General features: G+C 39.2%; 18 protein-coding genes and 1 tRNA gene. 17 read left to right on the forward strand and 2 right to left on the reverse strand.

Going from position 1 to position 20,144, the window contains the following annotated elements:
- Positions 1-11: 11 nt before the first annotated feature.
- From hutW to ACWTVK_RS00180, 7 genes are all read left to right on the forward strand, one after another.
- Positions 12-1,652: a heme anaerobic degradation radical SAM methyltransferase ChuW/HutW gene (gene hutW / locus ACWTVK_RS00150; RefSeq protein ID WP_456045571.1), complete on the forward strand. Its 1,641-nt coding sequence runs from the start codon at positions 12-14 to the stop codon at positions 1,650-1,652.
- 318 nt (positions 1,653-1,970) lie between these two features.
- On the forward strand, positions 1,971-2,987 hold the full coding sequence (locus ACWTVK_RS00155; protein ID WP_456045572.1) for a carbohydrate kinase family protein: 1,017 nt from the start codon (positions 1,971-1,973) through the stop codon (positions 2,985-2,987).
- A gap of 10 nt (positions 2,988-2,997) precedes the next feature.
- The gene (locus tag ACWTVK_RS00160; RefSeq protein ID WP_456045573.1) at positions 2,998-4,359 is read left to right on the forward strand and encodes a TrkH family potassium uptake protein; all 1,362 of its coding nucleotides are present in this window, start codon (positions 2,998-3,000) and stop codon (positions 4,357-4,359) included.
- 33 nt (positions 4,360-4,392) lie between these two features.
- Positions 4,393-5,043 (forward strand): potassium channel family protein, encoded by a 651-nt coding sequence (locus tag ACWTVK_RS00165; protein ID WP_303940019.1) that lies wholly within the window; start codon positions 4,393-4,395, stop codon positions 5,041-5,043.
- A gap of 113 nt (positions 5,044-5,156) precedes the next feature.
- Positions 5,157-5,963 carry a hypothetical protein gene (locus ACWTVK_RS00170; RefSeq protein WP_456045574.1) on the forward strand — a complete coding sequence of 269 codons (807 nt, stop codon included), beginning with the start codon at positions 5,157-5,159 and terminating at the stop codon, positions 5,961-5,963.
- A gap of 13 nt (positions 5,964-5,976) precedes the next feature.
- Positions 5,977-7,077 carry an AAA family ATPase gene (locus tag ACWTVK_RS00175; RefSeq protein ID WP_456045575.1) on the forward strand — a complete coding sequence of 367 codons (1,101 nt, stop codon included), beginning with the start codon at positions 5,977-5,979 and terminating at the stop codon, positions 7,075-7,077.
- Positions 7,078-7,206: 129 nt separating this feature from the next.
- Positions 7,207-8,850 carry a vWA domain-containing protein gene (locus ACWTVK_RS00180; protein ID WP_456045988.1) on the forward strand — a complete coding sequence of 548 codons (1,644 nt, stop codon included), beginning with the start codon at positions 7,207-7,209 and terminating at the stop codon, positions 8,848-8,850.
- Positions 8,851-8,974: 124 nt separating this feature from the next.
- On the opposite strand, the gene ACWTVK_RS00185 is transcribed toward ACWTVK_RS00180, so the two are convergent.
- Positions 8,975-9,652 carry a metal-dependent hydrolase gene (locus ACWTVK_RS00185; protein ID WP_060924061.1) on the reverse strand — a complete coding sequence of 226 codons (678 nt, stop codon included), beginning with the start codon at positions 9,650-9,652 and terminating at the stop codon, positions 8,975-8,977.
- Between the two features lie 108 nt (positions 9,653-9,760).
- Between ACWTVK_RS00185 and moaC the strand changes: the two genes are divergently transcribed.
- The 10 genes from moaC (at position 9,761) to ACWTVK_RS00235 (ending at position 19,241) form a co-directional block, all read left to right on the forward strand.
- Complete coding sequence (gene moaC / locus ACWTVK_RS00190; RefSeq protein ID WP_456045576.1) at positions 9,761-10,273, forward strand: cyclic pyranopterin monophosphate synthase MoaC; 513 nt, start codon at positions 9,761-9,763, stop codon at positions 10,271-10,273.
- Between the two features lie 28 nt (positions 10,274-10,301).
- Positions 10,302-10,787, forward strand: a complete 486-nt coding sequence (gene trmL / locus ACWTVK_RS00195) for a tRNA (uridine(34)/cytosine(34)/5-carboxymethylaminomethyluridine(34)-2'-O)-methyltransferase TrmL (RefSeq protein ID WP_456045577.1) — start codon at positions 10,302-10,304, stop codon at positions 10,785-10,787.
- 104 nt (positions 10,788-10,891) lie between these two features.
- Positions 10,892-11,260, forward strand: a complete 369-nt coding sequence (locus ACWTVK_RS00200; protein WP_105089509.1) for a YlbF family regulator — start codon at positions 10,892-10,894, stop codon at positions 11,258-11,260.
- Entirely contained in the window at positions 11,232-12,164 is a 933-nt protein-coding gene (murB, locus tag ACWTVK_RS00205) for a UDP-N-acetylmuramate dehydrogenase (RefSeq protein ID WP_456045578.1), read from the forward strand. The genes ACWTVK_RS00200 and murB overlap by 29 nt, the downstream gene beginning before the upstream one ends.
- 302 nt (positions 12,165-12,466) lie before the next feature.
- A complete protein-coding gene (gene typA / locus ACWTVK_RS00210; protein ID WP_005385769.1) occupies positions 12,467-14,278 on the forward strand; it encodes a translational GTPase TypA in 1,812 nt (603 codons plus the stop codon).
- 263 nt (positions 14,279-14,541) lie between these two features.
- Entirely contained in the window at positions 14,542-15,261 is a 720-nt protein-coding gene (locus ACWTVK_RS00215; RefSeq protein ID WP_308522478.1) for a DUF4198 domain-containing protein, read from the forward strand.
- 146 nt (positions 15,262-15,407) lie between these two features.
- Positions 15,408-17,654, forward strand: a complete 2,247-nt coding sequence (locus tag ACWTVK_RS00220) for an autotransporter outer membrane beta-barrel domain-containing protein (protein ID WP_456045579.1) — start codon at positions 15,408-15,410, stop codon at positions 17,652-17,654.
- A gap of 211 nt (positions 17,655-17,865) precedes the next feature.
- The gene (locus ACWTVK_RS00225) at positions 17,866-18,501 is read left to right on the forward strand and encodes a flavodoxin family protein (RefSeq protein ID WP_456045580.1); all 636 of its coding nucleotides are present in this window, start codon (positions 17,866-17,868) and stop codon (positions 18,499-18,501) included.
- Between the two features lie 36 nt (positions 18,502-18,537).
- Entirely contained in the window at positions 18,538-18,996 is a 459-nt protein-coding gene (locus ACWTVK_RS00230; protein ID WP_456045989.1) for a low molecular weight protein-tyrosine-phosphatase, read from the forward strand.
- A gap of 170 nt (positions 18,997-19,166) precedes the next feature.
- Positions 19,167-19,241, forward strand: a tRNA-Arg gene (locus ACWTVK_RS00235).
- Between the two features lie 83 nt (positions 19,242-19,324).
- Here ACWTVK_RS00235 and ACWTVK_RS00240 read toward each other — a convergent pair.
- On the reverse strand, positions 19,325-19,744 hold the full coding sequence (locus ACWTVK_RS00240; RefSeq protein WP_303939401.1) for a hypothetical protein: 420 nt from the start codon (positions 19,742-19,744) through the stop codon (positions 19,325-19,327).
- Positions 19,745-20,144 lie beyond the last annotated feature (400 nt).

A 20,144-nucleotide genomic window follows, 5' to 3' on the forward strand; every position in this document is an offset into this window, starting at 1 on the left:
GGGATTGGAGTATGAGTTTAGCAAGTTTCTTTGAATCCATTCCGGAGAGACAACGCAATCTACAATTAGGTTTAGAATGCGATAATCCGATGAGTGGTGCATTCCCTCATAAACGGGTTGTTCATGCAGGGCTTAATGGCATCTTAGTTTCGCCAAAGGAAACACAAGCCGTTTGGGATACCTTAATGAATGGCACACCTACAAAGGGTGAAATGCAGTGTGCCTATATTCACATTCCGTTTTGTAAGACAAAATGCACATATTGTGGCTTCTTCCAAAATGGTACGAGTCAAAACGTAGAGGACCAATATATTGATGGTCTTGTTAGCGAGTTAAAACTAGCTAGTGAGCGTCCAAGATTAAAAGATGGATTAATCCACGCCGTATTTATCGGTGGTGGTACGCCAACATCGTTGTCTCCAACGAACTCTGAACGATTGCTTAAGGCAATTAAAGAGTATTTGCCACTGTCTAACGATTATGAGCTTACCTTAGAAGGCCGTATTCACGATTTGATTCCTGAAAATCTCGATGTGTGGATGGCAAACGGCGTAAACCGCATGTCTATTGGTGTACAATCTTTCAACACAGAAGTACGTCAAATGGTAGGTCGTTTAGATACGAAAGAAACCGTGTTAGAACGTTTAGCTGCGCTAAAAGCGTATGGACAATGTTCTGTTGTTATCGACTTGATCTATGGCTTGCCTGGTCAAACTATGGAAGTTTGGGAACAAGACTTAGCTGATTTAGTAAGTTCTGGCGTAGATGGTGCTGACCTTTATCAATTGAACGTATTTGATGGCAGTGATCTTAATAAAGACATTGCAAAGGGTAAGGTGCCAGCGGCAGCGACAACTTCTATGCAAGGGGATATGTTCGAATTCGGTCGTAAGTACCTTGATGAACGTTCCTATCGTCGATTGAGTGCGGCTCACTGGAGTGCAAACAACCGTGAACGTAGCTTGTATAACATTTTAGCTAAAGCGGGCGTACCGATGTTCCCATTCGGTAGCGGTGCCGGTGGTAATGTCGATGGGTATGGCATGATGCTTCATCGTGCATTAAAGCCGTACGAAGATATGGTTAGCCGCGGTGAAAAACCATTCATGGCTCTTATGAAACAAAGTGAGTTACAACCCGTTGTAAATCAAGTGGTAAGCCAACTTGAACAAGGGTTCCTCAATATTATGAGTTTGGTAACACTAGATCCAAGACTAGAAGAATTAAACTGGCTCTATAAATTATGGGAAGAACGTGGTCTTGTAGCTTACAATGGGTTACTTTATAAATTGACTGCAGCTGGTGAATTTTGGACTGTAAACCTTACACAAAGTACCTTGGAAGCTGTGGAGTATATCATGACTGGTAAAAACTCCTTCGCTATGGAAGCGGTGGCCGCCCAAGATACTAAAACAACATCTAAAGATAATCCAAATCAAGAGGTACGTGGTATTGGTCAAGGTAAAGCTAATATTTCCGTACCAACAGATGAAGATTCTGAAGCACAACGCAAGGAAGCCCTTATTGCTAAGGCAAAAGCTGAAATTGCGAAAAGCGGTGCCTCTGGTGAGTCAGCAAATCGAATGGTACAAGCTATGTACAATTTGAGTGCTGATGAAATTGAATATATGATGGAACGTATGATGTCTTAACCTGTTATATTACACCTTATATCTAACAACCTTTCTCACACACAACATATACTAAATAAGACAAACTACGTGACATACAGTACAATGCAGTACAAAGTAGCCCCAGACAATAGTCTGGGGTTTACTTTTTATACAGCGAATTGTATTCTGTAATTATAGGAATTCATATAATATTTAATCTATAAATATTACTTTACATAGAATGTGTCTACTATAATCAGATAAAAGTAATCATAGTTATAGTTATAGTTATTGTTATTATTATTGCTATAGTTTTATTGATTGTAATGGTGATAGTTAAAGGGGTAAGAGATTAGTATGAGTACATTTCCTCAAAAACATATAGATATTGTTGGCATAGGTGCCAGTACATTAGATCGATTTATCGTCGTCGATCATTATCCTACAGGCCGTGAGGTACAACAAGTCGTATCGTCTACTACAGATGGTGGTGGGCCAGTGGCTACAGCACTAGCGGTGGCAGGAAAATATGGTGCTCGTACCGCTATGATTGATAGCATTGGTGATGATATGGTAGGTCGTCATATATTAGATGATTTTGAAAAATACAATGTTAATACAGAGGCAATTCAAGTTGAACGCGGTGCTAACAGTGGTGTGGCAACGATCCTCGTAAAACAGAGTACTGGTGAGCGTGCTGTATTTTTTGAACGGTCTACTGCAACTGAGCCTGAGTTTTTAGATACTCATAAGCAGCTGATAGGATCTGCCTATATTCTGCATATCAATGGTCGACATCGCAAACTCATGCGCTCTGCTATGGCCGTTGCAAAAGAGGTAGACACTATTATTTCTTTAGATGGTGGTGCTCAGCGTTACGATGAAGACATGAAGCCTATTACCGAAGCCAGTCATATCGTTATCGTAGCTCGTGATTATGCTGAAAAATATACGGGCACAACTAATTTAGAAGAGGCTTGTCGTATCATTCATGAACGAGGTGCATGTATTGCAGGTGTTACCGATGGTGCAAATGGTAGTTATTTTGTTTGGCCTGATGGAACATCTTATCGATGTGAACCATTTACTCAAGCTACCGTAGTAGATACAACGGGGGCTGGGGATAGCTTCCATGGTGCTTTTTTAGCTAATTTAGTACATACAATTAATCATATGAAGGGGCAAGACACAACTTCGACGACTAAGCATGACCGTGCATCTATACATGCTGTAGAGTTGCTAAAAGCTTGTGCGCATTCCGATTTAGAGAAGGCCGCTATTTTTGCATCTGCAGTAGCTTCTTTAAATACACAAGGCATAGGCGGGCGCAGTCCACTACCAACGTTAAAGTCAGTGCAGGAACTAATAGGATAGGACTACAGTTATGTGGAAAAATACTTCAAAAAATCAAGTTCAGCAATATATGCAACAAAATCCTTATCGTCTATTAGCCCTTAGCTTTTTGGCTACCATGACAATAGGGACGATATTACTCATGTTGCCCATATCAAATGTTCAAGGCTATAGTACAACGCTTGTAGATGCGGCTTTTACCGCAGTATCTTGTGTTTCTGTAACTGGATTGTCAACAGTAGATACCTATCATCATTGGTCCTTGTTTGGCAAAATCGTCATGGTAATCCTTATCCAATTAGGTGGTTTGGGGATTGTTTCCTTTACCACTATTATTGCTCTAGTATTAGGGCGACGTGTAGGTCTGAAAAATCGCGTGCTTTTGTCAGAAGATGTAGGGCAAGATGGCATGAAAGGGCTTCTACACATTACGAAGAAGCTAACCATTTATACCTTTTGTGTCGAAATAATTGGTGGTATTATCTATACCATTCAGCTATATCCCTATATTGGTGATGCTGCTTTATATACGGGGATTATGCAATCTATTTCCAGCTTTTGTAATGCAGGATTTATATTCTTTGATAATGATCTACCTTATGCTATGGTGGGCGATGTATTATTTAATATGAATACAATGGCCCTTATTGTAATAGGTGGTTTTGGTTATCTTGCAACTTTTGATATTTGGTCGCATCGCAAGCTACGACGTTTTGTAGATTTAAAATTACATACAAAAATAATGTTAGTTGGTACAACGGCGCTCATCCTTTTAGGGACGATTATTTTCTTGGGGGTTGAGTGGGCGAATCCCAAAACGTTTGGCCCTTTACCTATATGGAACAAGGTCATGGCTGCTCTGTTTCAATCGATTACACCTCGTACAGCGGGGATTGCAACTGTAGATTATAATGATTTACATCCCATAACTCTGTTTATTACCATCATTTTTATGTTTATTGGGGCAGGTCCTAACTCTACAGGGGGCGGTGTTAAGATTAGTACTATTGCCGTCGCTTTTCTAGCAGCGCGTACATTATTTAATAACCGTCCTGATACAGAGGTTTTTGAACGTCGTATTTCGTTGATTACTGTACTTAAGGCAAATGGGATAATCTTTTTATCTATCCTTTTTGTTTTATTTGCTACTTGTTATTTGGCTTGGGATGAGCCATATGACTTTATTCGACTGCTTTTTGAGGTAACTTCTGCCTTTGGGACCGTAGGTCTTACAACGGGTATTACACCTGATTTATCTGAAAGTAGTAAATGGGTGTTGATGCTTGTCATGTTTACAGGTCGTGTAGGGGTTATGACTGTTATTGGTACTTGGGCGCTAAGAACGGCACCGACTAAACCAATTAGCTATGCCGAAGAGCGTGTATTGTTATAAAATAGATTAGATTGAATATAAAAGGGGGCATATATGAAACATAAAACGATAGCAGTAATAGGTCTTGGTCAATTTGGTGGCACTGTTGCCAAGATGTTGGCTTCCATGGATCATGAGGTATTAGGTGTAGATATTGATCCAGAAGTTGTACAGAAAATTTCGCCATTTATAACACATGCTATAGTTGCAGATACAACCGATGAAGAGGCAATCAAAGAATTGGCCCTAAGCCAGTTTGATATGGTTATTGTGGCTATAGGTGGAAATCTTCAAGCTAATTTAATGACAGCTATGCTTCTTAAAGAATTAGATGCACCTAAAATTGTGGCTAAGGCTGAAAATAATATACAAGGCAAAATGCTTCATAAAATAGGTGTAGATCAAGTGATTTACCCTGAATACGATATGGCATTACGCCTTGTACAGTTTTTAACTAGAGACCATGTGATGGATTATTTACAACTATCTAAAAATATTAGTCTCATAGAAATTAAGGTGCCAAAATTCTTGGTGGGGTCTAACTTAAAGGATTCTAATTTGCGTGAGAAATATAATCTTAATGCAGTAGGCATAAGACGTGGTGAAGATTTAGAAGTTCCACCAAACCCAATTACCATCCTCGGTGAAGATGATAAATTATTAGTTATTGGGAATAATTCTGATTTAGATGCATTAACAGTGTAGTAAGTATACGAAACAGATATAATTATATCGAAAAATTATGATACAATAGGAATAGAATTCAGTATAGGCCGTACGTATTCGTATGGCCTTTTTAGATAGAAAAGAAGGTTATTATGACAGAGGAACAATACATAACAGCGCTGACCAATAACCCCCATGGGATTCGGAATATTCCAAATCCAACAGAAGCGATGCAACTTACCTGTGTAGCTCAAAACGGTATGTTGCTTCAATATATCAAAGAGCCTACTCAAAAAGTTATTGAAACGGCACTTTCACAAGCACCACGAGCAATACAGTTCGTGGAAAAACCTACAGAGGAATTGTTAGGTGCCTTAGTTGAAAAGGACTGGGCTATTTTAGAATATATTAACGATCCGTCTGACTCGTTAATTCGAAGTGCATTAGCGCAATCTGGCTGGGCCATTCGCTATATAGCAAATCCCTCAGAAGAGCTGCAATTAGAGGCTGTACGAGCCAATTATGATGCGTTACAGTACATCAAGGAGCCAAGTGAAGCTGTTCAATTACAAGCCGTACAGGAAAGCTACTTGGCGTTACGCTATATTAATGAGCCAAGCGTAGCCGTATTAGAAGCAGCAGTTAAACAAGATTCTCAAGCAATGCGGCAAATTACAAAGCTTACAAAGGATTTGGCATTGCACCTATTTGGTGTAAGTGCTGCCACACTAGGGTATATACCAAATAATTTAGGTGTCACTGTGGACGAAATTAAATCGATCATCATTAGCGCCATCTCTAGTGATACAGCTGATGAAGACTATATTCGTGAATTGATTAACAACCAAGCTATCGGTGGTCGCCAATCTAAATGGCATATCGACTTATTGTCACTTATAGACGCTTATGGAACTAGGGCTGTTAAGAAAATTGCAGTCAGTGAATATTTGAAGTATTAGAAATGGAGACGCAATGAACTTTATAGATACAATGGCAAGTGTAGAATTAGTGCTTGCTGCTAATCAAGTGCCTTTGCTCGTTGGTGAAACGGGCATTGGTAAAACATCTCTTGCGGCACGCGTAGCTACTGTGCACGACTGGGAATTAGTAACCATCGATGGGAACCTTTTAAAAGAAGGTGAAATTGGTGGTTTGCCAACTGTAGAATCTGTCACACATACAGATGGTCGTGGTAACACACATTTAGTAAAGACTACAGTATATGCAGTGCATCATACATTGGAACATGTGGCACAAGCCGTGGATAAAGGTCGTCAAGTATTACTGTTTATTGACGAAATTAACCGTGCGGAACATGCAGTACAACAAGAGTTAATGAATCTCATCTTAAATCGTGAAATCAATGGCTTCTCTTTGAGTGATCAAGTGCGTATTATCGCCGCTATGAATCCTGAGGATTCTTTTGATTATCAAACGATTGATATGGACCCGGCCCAACAAAACCGTTTTGTATGGCTCTATATGAATGCGGATTATATGCAATGGATTGACTGGGCTATCGGTGCAGGCATTGAAGAAAAGGTTATCGAATTTATTTCTTCCTATCCTGAGTATTTAAATCAACGCCATGAAGACGATATTGATGCTACACCTCGTTCCTTTGAACGCGTGTCTGGTCTATATACGATTTATAAAAACCAAGAAGGTAATGCTTATAGTCGTGATGTATTTATGAATGTTATCCGTGGTAACGTAGGTAAACTCATTGCAGAGGCTTTTGTAAACTTTATCGAGTCTGATCAAGACCCGCTCATTACCTTTGATGACGTATTAGCAGCAGTTCAAAAACCGGGTGCTATCATGTCTATGGCTGAGCAGGTTAAAGGTGAAAGCCCAACTCGTCTATATGTAGCGGCTAAAAATATGTTGCATCGTTTAAACCGCAATAGCAATGCCGAAGAAGTTCATCACTTTATTGAATTCCTTACATTGTATCCAGGTGATCTACGCGTAGCAGTTATGAAAGACTTACGTAACACGTATGAGCGTGTTTACTCTTATGCGATTGAAGATGATTTATTTGTTGATACCTTCTTTGAAGCACAGAAATAGTTCTATATGAATAGTTACTATAATCGAAGTAGCTATTTATGGACAAATGATTATAGTGCGTTATTAGTTGTGATACTGACTAATATAATATAAATTAAATTTGTTTTTCAAAGAAAAGGAGGTGGAATGATGCAACGAAATTTAGATAAAGATGATATTCGCGACGCCTCTGATTTACTCACTCATATAGATGGATGGGAGAAAACAGGTTCCTATGATGAGAAGGCCATCGAGGCTCTCGATCGTTGGCATGCAAAACGGGAACGTATTCATCGTGAAGCAGAGGCCTTGTACACGCAAATTTATGCTGCCTACGAAGCCTATGTAGATAGTTATGAAGCACAACATCATAGCATGGAACCAGAACGCATAGCGGCAGATTTGATGAATCACAATATGTCAGACAGTCATATAGGGACCATAGGACGTGCCTTAGATGAGATACAAATTGAAGGCACCGATTTTGCGGTAATGCAACAAGCTGTGATGACACCTACTTATGAGCAACGGTTGTGGAATATTTTGCATGATGTAAATAGTTTGTTGCTTGAAGAAGACCAATTCTTTGGTTACTTCTATTTGCAAATGGCTCATCGCATCCGTTTTGATATGACCAGTGCCTTCGGTATTAACTTAAAACAAGGTGGCTATGTACTGTATGTAAATCCTTTTATCTTACTACGCCAGCCGCCAGATGTTATGAAGGATGGCATTAAGCGTGAAATTCTTCATATTATTTCTGCACATTTGATGCGTGTAAAAACATTGAGTCAAAGCTTTAATAAAACGGCTGTACATATGGCGATGGATATGGTTGTAAATGACTACTTAGAACATGTAGATCGCGATGCAGTAACAGTAGCTAATGTAAATGAACGTTTTGGATTGATGCTCAAACGATTCCGTACCATTGAGTATTACGCCAAGGCCATCGATAAGGCGATGAAGGAAAAGCTTGAACTCTTTGTACCCATAGATAATTCTGATACGGCAGTAGCTATGGAATTTGATCCTCAAACGAGTCATGATATTTGGGATGAATCTGACTCAATCGATACAGATACGATGGACCAAATTACGGAGCGCTATATCAACGAAGCCTCAAAAGGTGATATGGAAGGGTATGTGAAGAGTCTCATCGATACCTTCCAAAAGACGCGTCGTGCGCTTCCGTGGTATTTCTACCTTAAAAAGCTCATGGGCAAGGTAGCAAGTGGGTACAAAAAAACGACGATGCGTCGCAATCGTCGTCAACCTGAGCGCTTGGAGTTGTCTGGTACCTTGCGCCAACATAAGGCTAATGTATGGGTTGCTCTCGATATGAGTGGTAGTATTACCGATGCAGAATTTACGAATGCCTTAGAACAAGTACTGCAAATTGTACACGCCTATAACCATCGCATTACCGTTGTAGAATGTGATAATGAGGTACGACGTACGTATACGATGGAATCAGTGAAGGACGTTAAGCCGCGCCTTGATGTGCGTGGCGCCACAGCTTTTACGCCTGTGTTTTCTTTAGCTAATCAAAATCGTGTAGATTTACTAGTATACTTTACGGATGGTAAAGGCGAGGAACGCCTTCGAGAAGCGCCTAAAGGCTACAAAGTGCTTTGGGTACTGACAGGTGAGAACCCTCAATTATCTTTGCACAATCCATATGGTTTAGTTCGTGAGCTAGGCTATGTTGGTGTAGATGAAATACAAGATATAGATGAATTTGTACGTATGTCTAGTCGTAGTGGCTTTTCTATGGCTAACCAAGAGGTATAAGCTGCTTTATAAAGGTGAACAGTGATATATTTGGGTTTAACCTAGAGAAGCGTTTATAAAAGCATATAAAAATGACGCAATTCCTTAGAATTGCGTCATTTCTACGTAGATGTTATTTTTTATTTTAGTTATTGAGCTCGATAGAGGAACCTGGATCGATAATGAGGGCTGTTTGATTGTATTTGCCTTCAACTAAGCTTGTAAATACACCTGGTTCACGATCGATAACAGGCCATGTTTTGTAGTGAATTGGAATAGAGATACGCGCTTTTACATAAGAGGCTGCAAGTGCTGCATCTTCAACGCCCATCGTGAAGTTATCGCCGATAGGAAGTAAAGCGTAGTCAATATCGCCAAAGCGATTCAACAATTTCATATCGCTAAAGAGTGCTGTATCACCTGCGAAGTATACAATATCTCCATAGAAATCTACGATGCAACCTGCTGCATGACCACCAGGGATACCAGCACCGTGGAAGGCTGGAACTATGCGAACAGAACCGAATTCAAAGTCAAATTTACCGCCTAAATGCATAGCGTGTGTACGACAACCAGCAGCTGCTGCTTTACCAGCTACCTCTGCAGTAGAGATAACGAGCGCATCATTTGCTTTAGCAATGAAATCTGTATCGCCATAGTGGTCATCGTGACCATGGCTGACAAAGATATATTGGCATTTGATATCTTCTTTTTTGGCGATATCCCATGTATTACCCGTTAAGAATGGGTCGAAAATCATGGACACATCACCGCGTGTTAGCATAAAGCAAGCATGACCGAAATAAGTTAGTTTTGTTTTCATAGGAACACTTCCTTCCTTATACATATAAATCTTAATTCTATTGTATAATATAACTAATGAAAATAAAACTATTGATGATAATTTATGCATAATTAGTAAGGATATAGTATGGATTTAACACATTTTGATCAAGATGGTAATGCTTGGATGGTAGATGTATCCGATAAGGATGTTACATCTCGTACAGCTGTGGCTGAAGGTTTTATTGCCATCAACGACGCTATTTATGAGCGTATTGCAGCTGGCACTATGAAAAAGGGCGATGTCCTTAGTGTAGCGCAACTAGCGGCTATTATGGGGGCTAAGCAAACGAGCAATCTCATTCCTCTTTGTCATCCATTAGCGCTCACAAAGGTTGAGGTTCACTGCTCTTTAGTAGATGGTGAAAGCCCTGCTTGCACTGATGAAAATCATAACAAGGCCGTCAAGATACGTGCCATCGTTAAGACTACTGGAAAAACGGGCGTTGAAATGGAGGCCCTTACAGCTGTACAAGTGGGATTGCTCACTGTATACGATATGTGTAAGGCCATCGATAAAGGCATGATTATGGGCCCTACATACCTCGTAGAAAAAGAAGGCGGTAAAAGTGGACATTTTGTGCGTTCCTTTGTAGAATAATATAGATATAAAGAATAGGGGAACGAAAATGGAAATAGTACTTTATGAGCCAGAAATTCCTGGCAATACAGGAAATATAGCGCGGTTATGCGCAGCTAATCATATGACCCTACATCTTATCAAACCACTGGGCTTTTCTATTGACGATAAGCACGTGAAACGAGCTGGTCTCGATTATTGGCATTTGGTAGATGTACAGGTACATGAAAATATTCAAGAGTTGTATGAGAAATATCCTGATCGCAGATATTTCTACGCTACTACAAAGGCAAAGCATACCCACTCTGAGGTAAAGTATGAAATCGGGGATATGCTCGTATTTGGCCCTGAATCAAGGGGCTTACCTGAAAGTTTACTGGCAGGTAATGAAGAAACGTGTATTCGCATACCAATGGTAGATGAGGCGCGTTCTTTAAACTTATCTAATGCAGTAGCTATTATTGCGTATGAAGCTATGCGCCAACTTGATTATCCAGATCTTAAAGCCGAAGGCAACTGGATTCAACCTAAATAAATATACTTTCACCATTGAGAGATATACAATGAATATGTGTTAGAAATCCTACCCAATCTACATGAGAGGTAGTATTTTGACAGGTGTTGTTAGAGGAGGATATTATGAACTACGATAAAGCTCATGATTTAGCTCACGCTATGCGTGAATCCGAAGAGTACAAAGAATTAATGGCAGCTCAAGAAGCTTTGAAAGCTGACGCAGTAGCAGCGGCGTTAGTACGCACATTTATGGCACAACAAATGCAATGGGAATATGCAAAGTTGTCTGGTGCACCAGAAGCTGATGAATTACAAAAGAAACAAGAGGAAATGATGCCTCAAATTCAAGAAAATGCTGCAGCGGCTGCTTATTTACAAGCACAAATGCGTTGGAGCCAAATCTCTAATGATATCTATAAAATCATTAGCGAACCAATCACTGAGGGGATGAAAGTGTTAGATCATGGCGAACAACAACAACCAAAACATTAAGGCCTTAAAAGAAGCCTTATTAGAGAAATTACCTAGTACACGTGTACGAGAACAGGAACTGCTTTGTCATCATACGACATTTAAAATTGGTGGTCCTGCTGATTTATTTATTGAACCTACGACGATGGATGAGTTGAGCTTTACGCTACGCACTATTCACGAATTACAAGTGCCTGTAACTATTATTGGTTGCGGCTCCAATATTTTGGTGAAAGATGGTGGTATTCGCGGTGCTGTCGTATCGGTTCGACATATGACTCAAATCATGGATTGTAATGAGAATGTACTATGCATTGGTTCTGGTTATATGTTAAAGGATGCTTCTGAATTTGCTTGGGAAAACGGACTATCTGGTCTTGAATTTGCCATTGGTATTCCAGGTACGCTAGGTGGTGCTGTGTTCATGAATGCAGGTGCTTATGACGGGGAAATGAGCCATGTAGTTACATCAGTATTAGCTGTAGACTTCCAAGGTAATATCAAGGAGTATGATGCATCTCATCTAGATTTTGGATATCGTCATAGTGTGTTCCACGATAATCATGAGGTTATTGGTGAGGTTATTATGACACTCAAACCAGGCGATAAAGATACTATCAAAGCACGTATGGATGAACTCACAGAAAAGCGTGAATCTAAACAACCATTGGAGTTTGCCAGTGCAGGTTCAACCTTTAAACGCCCACCAGGGTATTTTGCAGGTACTTTGATTGAACAAACAGGTCTTAAAGGGTTATCTGTTGGTGACGCACAAGTATCTCATAAGCATGCTGGTTTTGTTATCAACACTGGCAATGCTAAAGCTAAAGATGTACTTGATCTTATTAAAGAAGTACAAAAACGCGTATATGATCAACATGGTGTACATCTGGAGCCAGAAGTACGTATGATTGGTGAAGATTAATACAAACTAAATATTAATACAAGATTTCTTATGTGACGTTCCTCTTATCCTATTTGAGGCAAGGTATCATAAGAAATCTTTTTTAATACCATATGCTTATGTAGCTAATTTAGCTTTAAGATGACTCAAAAGTATAATCAAATGTAGAAATTGCCATGATTAGAAATCCTGTATTTCTTTGACTTTTTTCTATAGACTACGTTATAATTAAGTGTTGCCAATTTTGGGAATATACCTACATAGCTACTTTTACAAGCGCTATGTGATATAGAATATACTAAAAGAATTAAAGGGAGGATCTTATGATTCGCGAAAATCTTCGTAATGTAGCGATTATCGCCCACGTTGACCATGGTAAAACTACTTTGGTGGACGCGTTATTAAAACAAAGCCATGTGTTCCGTGAAAATGAAAAAGTAGCAGAACGCGTAATGGACTCCAACGACTTGGAACGTGAACGCGGTATTACTATTTTGTCTAAAAACACTGCGGTTATGCATGATGGCATTAAAATCAACATCGTTGATACTCCAGGCCATGCTGACTTCGGCGGCGAAGTAGAACGTGTACTTAACATGGTTGACGGCGTATTGCTTCTCGTAGATGCTTATGAAGGTCCAATGCCTCAAACTAAATACGTTTTGCGTAAAGCTTTAGAACAAAAATTGAAACCAATCGTAGTTATCAACAAAATCGACCGTCCTGACCAACGCGTTAAAGAGGTTGAAGATGAAGTTCTTGAATTGTTCATGGAACTTGAAGCTGATGATGACCAACTAGATTTCCCTGTAGTATACGCATCTGCTCGTGCTGGTGTGGCTAAAACTAACTGGGATGACGAAGCTGTAAATATGGAACCATTGTTTGAAACATTGATCGAAGAAATTCCTGCACCACAAGGTGATTTGGAAGGTCCTCTTCAATTCATGGTTACTACACTTGATTACGATAACTTCATCGGTAAAATCGCAGTAGGCCGTATCGTTCGTGGTAAAATGAAACCTAACCAACAAGTAGCTATCATGACTGGTGAAAGCACTCGTAAAGCGAAAATCGGTCGCGTATATACATACAATGGCTTGAACCGTGTTGAAACTGACGAAGCTGAAATGGGCGATATCATTGCGTTCGCTGGTATCGACGATATCAATATCGGCGAAACTGTAGCAGATGCTGAAAATCCTGAAGCATTACCATCCATCTCCATCGACGAACCAACATTGTCCATGGTATTCTCCGTAAACAACTCTCCATTCGCAGGTCGCGAAGGTGAATTCGTTACATCCCGTCACTTACGTGATCGTTTGTTCCGCGAAGTAGAAACTAATGTTTCTATGAAGGTAGAAGAAACTGATTCTGCAGATGCTTTCAAAGTATCTGGCCGTGGCGAATTGCATTTGGCTGTATTGATCGAAACTATGCGTCGTGAAGGCTATGAATTACAAGTAGGTAAACCTCGCGTAATTTTCAAAACTATTAACGACAAATTGTGCGAACCATTAGAAGCATTGACCATCGACGTACCTCAAGAATTCATGGGTACTGTAATGGAAAATCTTGGCCAACGTAAAGCTGAATTGACTAACATGGTTGAGTTAGCTGGTTACCTTCGTATGGAATTCGTAATTCCTGCGCGTGGTTTGATCGGTTTCCGTGCACAATTCTTAACAGCTACAAAAGGTAATGGTATCATGAACCATGTATTCCATGGTTATGCACCATACAAAGGCGAAATTCCTTCCCGTACACGCGGTGCTTTGGTTGCATTCGAAAATGGCGAAACTACACCATATGGTTTGAACTCTGTTCAAGACCGCGGTACATTGTTCGTTGGTCCTAACCAAGACGTGTACGCAGGCCAAGTTATTGGTGAAAACACTCGTGAACTTGATATGGATGTTAACCCATGTAAGAAAAAACACGTTACTAACATGCGTTCCAGCTCCTCTGACGAAGCAGTACGCTTGACTCCACCTCGTATCTTCTCCTTGGAACAAGCTCTTGAGTGGATTAACGATGACGAACTCGTTGAAGTAACACCTGAAAGCATTCGTATGCGTAAAACAATCCTTGATCGTAACGCACGTGCGAAAGCTGCTAAAAACAAAAAATAATATCCTTAGTGATATAAAACGACGTTCCTATGGGGGCGTCGTTTTTATGTTACAGATAACAAAGAAGATATTCCTATTTATTATATCTATATGAAAAATGGATGATAATTTTATCATTTATGATTAATTATTATATAAAAGCTTGTATATACTGACTTTGCATAAAGCATTGCTGATAGGGGTATCAGTATATACGGAATATCCATAACGATGTATAATAATAGCAAGTTTGTTGAAATCAATTATTGATTATGGAGGTTCTTATGAATAAGAAAATTTTAGCATCTTTATTTGCTGTAGGTTTAGCTGTAGGCTCTGTGTACTCTTCTGTTGATGCTCATGGTGTATTCTTTGCTAATCGCTTAGATGAAAAAGCGTTAGTACTTGGCGAAGGCCCTGTTGATGATGCATATAGCCCAGAAATGGTAAAAAGCATCATTGGTTTAGATAACAATGGCATGGTAATTCCTGTACAAGTTATTAAACATGAAAAAAATGTAGTAGTTGTACCAAATGATAAATTGGGTATTACAGTAACTGACTTTGACTATGGTTATTGGACAAAAGACAAAGATGGCAAAACTGTTCATAAACCAATTACAGAAGTACCTGGTGCTCAAAAAAGTACACATGCCATTAAATATGATGTTCACTACTGGAATGCAGAAGCAAAACCTTTCAATAATAAAGATGCTTTCATCCAAATCATTCCATCCGTTAACCCATTAACTCTTAGAAAAGGTGATACATATGAAATTCAAGTCTTGAAAGAAGGCAAACCATATGCAAATGCACCTTTAATCAAAGACGTAATTAACGATCTTACTAATGAAAGCCAAGCTGATGCTAACGGTAAAGCAACAGTGACTGTAAGCGCTAATGGCCTTAACGTAGTAGGTGTTGAAGTAGGTTTCCCAACACAAACTAAAGGGGAACAAAACAAATACTTCAGCGCATTATCCTTCATCATCAATCCTGAATAATAGTGTGTACTATTTAATGAGTGTGTAGTTATAAAAGACCTCCTAAGTTGGACTTAGGGGGCCTTTTTACATTTTTGAGCAAATAAAAATGTAAATGTGTTCTATGAGGACGCTTGCCTACAAGGTAAGTAAAAGGAGAGATTATTATGAAGTTACATCGCCATTTATCCGCTATGATGGCTGCCTTAGTTTTGACTGGTATTTCTTATACTGCTATGGCTACAGAAATTAATGCTTCTAGCGATAAAGCAGAGGAGTTGCTGGGTTTAACAATGGGGTCACCAGTACAAACGCAACCTGAGGTTAAACGCATAGAGGATACATTAACCGTTAATGTACATGGTAAAAGTTTAACAGAGGCTGGTAAAAGTAAGAATGTTACAGGTATTTATAATGGCTTTGGGTCCCAGTTAACGGTAGATAAGGATTTAGTGGTTCGACTTAAAAATGATGCGCCTGCTTCTAAACGTGAATTGGGCCATTATTATATGAGTGCAGTCTATGCTGGTTACGGTGGGAAGATGCCACGTCTTAGCAAGGATAATCCGGACCGAGATTTTGGGGATACTAATATTCACGTTAAAGGTAATGTAGATATCGATGCCATCGGCTCTGGTTTACAAGTCAATCAACGAGGTCATATCCTTGTTGATGGAGGCGGTAAGATTATCACTCATCCTGTAGAAACATCTGATACCTATTCTGTAGTAGCTGAAGAGGGCGATGTCTATGTAAATGCAGGCTCTGATGGTAAACATCCAGGCACTCATGACTTAGTTACTGTTGGTAATGTGGGTCTTATCAACAAGGATTATGGCCGCGATCCAAATCACAACGTAGAACCAACTAATATAGCACTAGCTTTCACAACACCAAACTCTAGCCTTACCGGTGCTGTTTTGAATGAATATGCTGAAAGCAATAAAAACCCTCATAATTCCGGTGCAGATATTTACCTACAAAACGGAGCTACTTGGAATAATGAATGGATTGGCATGGAGCGTCCTACACCTAAAAAAGAACGTCCATCAGGGGATAATGCAGCGTACCTATACAAGGGTAGTAAGGTTCGCAATCTTGTAGGTGGTGTTAACCCAACGGCAGCAGGTAACATTCATCCTATCGATGCGCGGCCTATAACAATTCAGAACTATAGCGGTTATGTGAATGCTATTTATAAATCTGGCGTACCAGCAAGCGAAGCTGGAAAAGGGCAAATCATCGTTGAACATGCGGCGGATAATAGCCATATTACAATGAAAGGCGACCATTCCGGTAGTACCATCGACGATGCAAGCTACAAAAAGGATATTCAAGCATTAGCTGAGAAATTACAATACACAGGCAATGATAAGAAACTTAGCACAACAGTTCAAATCAATGAAGGCGTTACTACACCTGGTGCTGTTGCAGACCTAGGGGCAGATCATTTTGATTCTCAAGGTCATCTCGTTGTAGATGATACAACAAAAGTTGTTCGTGCTAGCGAATCATCACTCGTAGGTGGCACAAAATCTGCCCTTACTTCAACGGTTATGGCGTGGAAAAATAATACTAATGATTTACAACGTCGTTTAGGTGATCTTCGTCTAGCTAATACAAACCAAGGTATATGGGCTAAATATATAGGTGGTAAATCTAAGATTACAGATGGTGCTGATGCACATATGACATACAATGGCGTACAAATCGGGTATGATCATAAAGCCTCCAATGGCTGGATTTTCGGCGGTGCTCTAGATTACAGTACATCTAGTAACTCTTATGCTAACGGCAGTGGCGACGGTAAGTTAGGTGGTATAGCCTTATATGGTACAAAGCAACACGATGATGGTCGGTATATAGATATCATCGCTCGTGGTAATAGATTATCCAACGACTATAGCCTTAACTCAATTAGTGGTCAACATTTGAATGGTAACTACCATACATTTGGTACATCCTTGAGTGCTGAATATGGCAAACGTATTAAAAAACAAAATGGTTTCTATATCGACCCTAGTGTAGAATTTATTTTAGGTCGTTTAAATGGTATATCCTATGATGCAACTATTGCAGGCGGTGGATCCATGCATGTGAAATCTGATGCGGTCAACTCTGCCGTAGGTAGACTTGGCATTGGTATTGGTAAAGAAACAGAAAAATCTAATATCTTTGCAAAACTAGCACTAGCTCATGAATTCTCTGGTAAGGTAAATACTACATATTCTGCACCAGGTAATCCAACAGTACAAACAACTGTAGATTTAAAGGATACATGGCTTGATGCGGAAATCGGCGGTTCTTGGAGCCTTCGTCCTAGCACATATCTATATGGTACATTCACTAAAAACTTTGGTGCTACCATAGATAATACATGGCGTATCGATGCAGGAGTACGACATAACTTTTAATTAAATATATGAAAACTCTGTAGTAGCTCGAATTGAGTTGCTACAGAGTTTTTTTGTAAAAGTGTTTATGTGAATTATTCTATAGCGGCAAATAGGCAAATATTAACTGGCTTGCTGTGATGGGCAGACTTTAACAATTTGGTATATCTATGTTAGTATATAAAGGCTAGTTAATATGTAACTTCTTAAGTAAGAGTTAGGAGGATATAATATGAAAGTTCTAATCGTAAATGGTAGTAGCCATGTAAATGGCACAACAATGCAAGCTATACAAGAGGTACAAAAGGTATTTAGTGAAGCCAATGTAGATACAGAGGTCATTCAGCTAGGCAATAAACCTATTCGTGATTGTATTCAATGTGGTTATTGTTCTGGGCATGGCGATTGTGTATTTAAGGATGATGATGTAAATGCCTTCGTAGAAAAAGCGAAAGATGCAGATGGTTTTATCTTTGCAACACCTGTATACTATGCACATCCGAGTGGACGTATTTTATCCTTCTTAGATCGCGTATTCTATAGTGCAGAAAGCGTAACGCCCAATCCATTTGCCTTTAAACCTGGTGCATCTATTGCCGTAGCTCGTCGCGGCGGTACAACTGCATCCTTTGATGTACTCAATAAATACTTTGGTATTTCTCAAATGCCAATTGCAGGCTCTACGTATTGGAATATTAGCCATGGTCTAGTAGCCGACGATGCTAAGCAAGATGAAGAAGGTATGCAAACCATGCGCAACTTGGCGAGAAATATGGTTTGGATGATGCGTAGCTTTGCTGTAGCTAAGGAGCAAGGCGTACCATATCCAGATACAGAGAAAAACGTATCTACGAACTTTGTACGTTAATACCTTATCGATTGTTGAGTTACTAGAGGAGTTATGATGGTTAAGGTTTTATTTATTTGTCATGGTAATATTTGTCGTTCAACGATGGCAGAGTTTTATATGAAGCATATTGTTAAACAGGCTGGACTAGGCGACTCTATTTATATCGAATCCGCCGCTACATCTCGTGAGGAGATAGGGAACGACACCCATTATGGGACTAAAAAGAAATTAGATGAACTGGGTATTCCTTATACACGTCGTAAGGCTCGTCAAGTGACCGTTGATGACTATCATAATTTTGATTACCTCATTATCATGGATGAAAATAATGGACGTAATTTAAAACGTATCATTGGCGATGATGTGGACTCTAAGGTGTACAAGGCCATGTCTTTTGTTGGTGAAAGCCGTGATGTAAAGGATCCTTGGTATACGGGAAATTTTGATGAAACCTATGACGACATAAGTCGTAGCTGTGATGCTCTATTAGAATTAATTAAAGAAAAAATATAAATATATAGACCTTACTATTAGACGGTGTAGCAGCAGTGCTTGAGTTTAACTATAGTTATTTCGAACCTAAACTGACTTAAAGTAAGGTCTTTTCTATATGTAGACTAAGTCCCTTTATACTTTATACTATCGAACCATAGCGTAATATGATATAATTTTTAGGTATTCATGCGCCTATAGCTCAGGGGATAGAGCGCCGGTCTCCGGAACCGGGTGCGCAGGTTCGAATCCTGCTAGGCGCACCAAATAAAAGGCTTCTCGAAATTTCGAGAAGCCTTTTTATGTGTCTTTATTCTTTAGGTTGATGTATAGTTCAGAAAATTATATGTTAGCATCTATATTTAGTACAACGAATTCCTCGTGCTTGAAATTCATTCATCAGTAAGTCTATTGCTTTATCAATGATTTCTTCATTAGTTATATATACCATCTTTTTGTAATAGACAGTACCATCAAATTCTATCCAACGACTTGTTTTACCATTTAGTTTGCAAATTTGCATTCTGCCGGCCCAGCTGCCCATACTACGGAATTGTTTTCCTTTAGAAAAACGTACTTCACGAATATCGCTTATTTTAAAGGTTTTTTTAATTAAGCCAATGCCTATAGAGACTTGATCATCCTTAAAGTAAAGAAGTTTATAACGTTCTTCCGGAGGCATAGATCTAATGATAGATAAGTTATAAGTAGCAAAAACTACAGCAATAGCAATCAATAGAAACATAAGGATTATCATATATTTTCCCATACTTTCAAAGCCTCCTTTTCTTTATTATAATAAATATAAATAATATATGAAACAGCTATATTAAATCTAGTTTTTCGGCATTAAAAAGCCTTTACTCAAGAGGGAAACAAGAAAATTATTAGAGAAGAAATTAGGATCTACGTGAAGCTTTCATTACTGGCTCTGAACAGATACGAAGTAATGAGCATATTGTTGATATAAATGATTTAGAAAACTTCCACTCCAATGAGTGGAGGTTTTTTTATATGGTGATATATAGGGGGTGTGGTACAGCTAAAAGCGCCACTTAGGATTTTATATTTGATAGTATTGAAATAACGTGTAAATGTGATTTGAGTAACACATTTTATTTTGAGAATGATGTACAATAAGATTGTCCTTGTGAAAATCTGAACATCCT

The sequence above is a fragment of the Veillonella sp. Ser01 genome (genome assembly GCF_053850375.1).

Bases quoted from the DNA above. Each gene is read 5' to 3' on its own strand.
- ACWTVK_RS00240 (WP_303939401.1), bottom strand. From the start codon at position 19,744: ATGGGAAAATATATGATAATCCTTATGTTTCTATTGATTGCTATTGCT.
- ACWTVK_RS00155 (WP_456045572.1), top strand. From the start codon at position 1,971: ATGAGTACATTTCCTCAAAAACATATAGATATTGTTGGCATAGGTGCC.
- ACWTVK_RS00215 (WP_308522478.1), top strand. From the start codon at position 14,542: ATGAATAAGAAAATTTTAGCATCTTTATTTGCTGTAGGTTTAGCTGTA.
- ACWTVK_RS00230 (WP_456045989.1), top strand. From the start codon at position 18,538: ATGGTTAAGGTTTTATTTATTTGTCATGGTAATATTTGTCGTTCAACG.
- moaC (WP_456045576.1), top strand. From the start codon at position 9,761: ATGGATTTAACACATTTTGATCAAGATGGTAATGCTTGGATGGTAGAT.
- ACWTVK_RS00160 (WP_456045573.1), top strand. From the start codon at position 2,998: ATGTGGAAAAATACTTCAAAAAATCAAGTTCAGCAATATATGCAACAA.
- ACWTVK_RS00185 (WP_060924061.1), bottom strand. From the start codon at position 9,652: ATGAAAACAAAACTAACTTATTTCGGTCATGCTTGCTTTATGCTAACA.
- ACWTVK_RS00220 (WP_456045579.1), top strand. From the start codon at position 15,408: ATGAAGTTACATCGCCATTTATCCGCTATGATGGCTGCCTTAGTTTTG.
- murB (WP_456045578.1), top strand. From the start codon at position 11,232: ATGGCGAACAACAACAACCAAAACATTAAGGCCTTAAAAGAAGCCTTA.
- hutW (WP_456045571.1), top strand. From the start codon at position 12: ATGAGTTTAGCAAGTTTCTTTGAATCCATTCCGGAGAGACAACGCAAT.
- ACWTVK_RS00225 (WP_456045580.1), top strand. From the start codon at position 17,866: ATGAAAGTTCTAATCGTAAATGGTAGTAGCCATGTAAATGGCACAACA.
- typA (WP_005385769.1), top strand. From the start codon at position 12,467: ATGATTCGCGAAAATCTTCGTAATGTAGCGATTATCGCCCACGTTGAC.
- ACWTVK_RS00200 (WP_105089509.1), top strand. From the start codon at position 10,892: ATGAACTACGATAAAGCTCATGATTTAGCTCACGCTATGCGTGAATCC.
- trmL (WP_456045577.1), top strand. From the start codon at position 10,302: ATGGAAATAGTACTTTATGAGCCAGAAATTCCTGGCAATACAGGAAAT.
- ACWTVK_RS00180 (WP_456045988.1), top strand. From the start codon at position 7,207: ATGCAACGAAATTTAGATAAAGATGATATTCGCGACGCCTCTGATTTA.
- ACWTVK_RS00175 (WP_456045575.1), top strand. From the start codon at position 5,977: ATGAACTTTATAGATACAATGGCAAGTGTAGAATTAGTGCTTGCTGCT.
- ACWTVK_RS00165 (WP_303940019.1), top strand. From the start codon at position 4,393: ATGAAACATAAAACGATAGCAGTAATAGGTCTTGGTCAATTTGGTGGC.
- ACWTVK_RS00170 (WP_456045574.1), top strand. From the start codon at position 5,157: ATGACAGAGGAACAATACATAACAGCGCTGACCAATAACCCCCATGGG.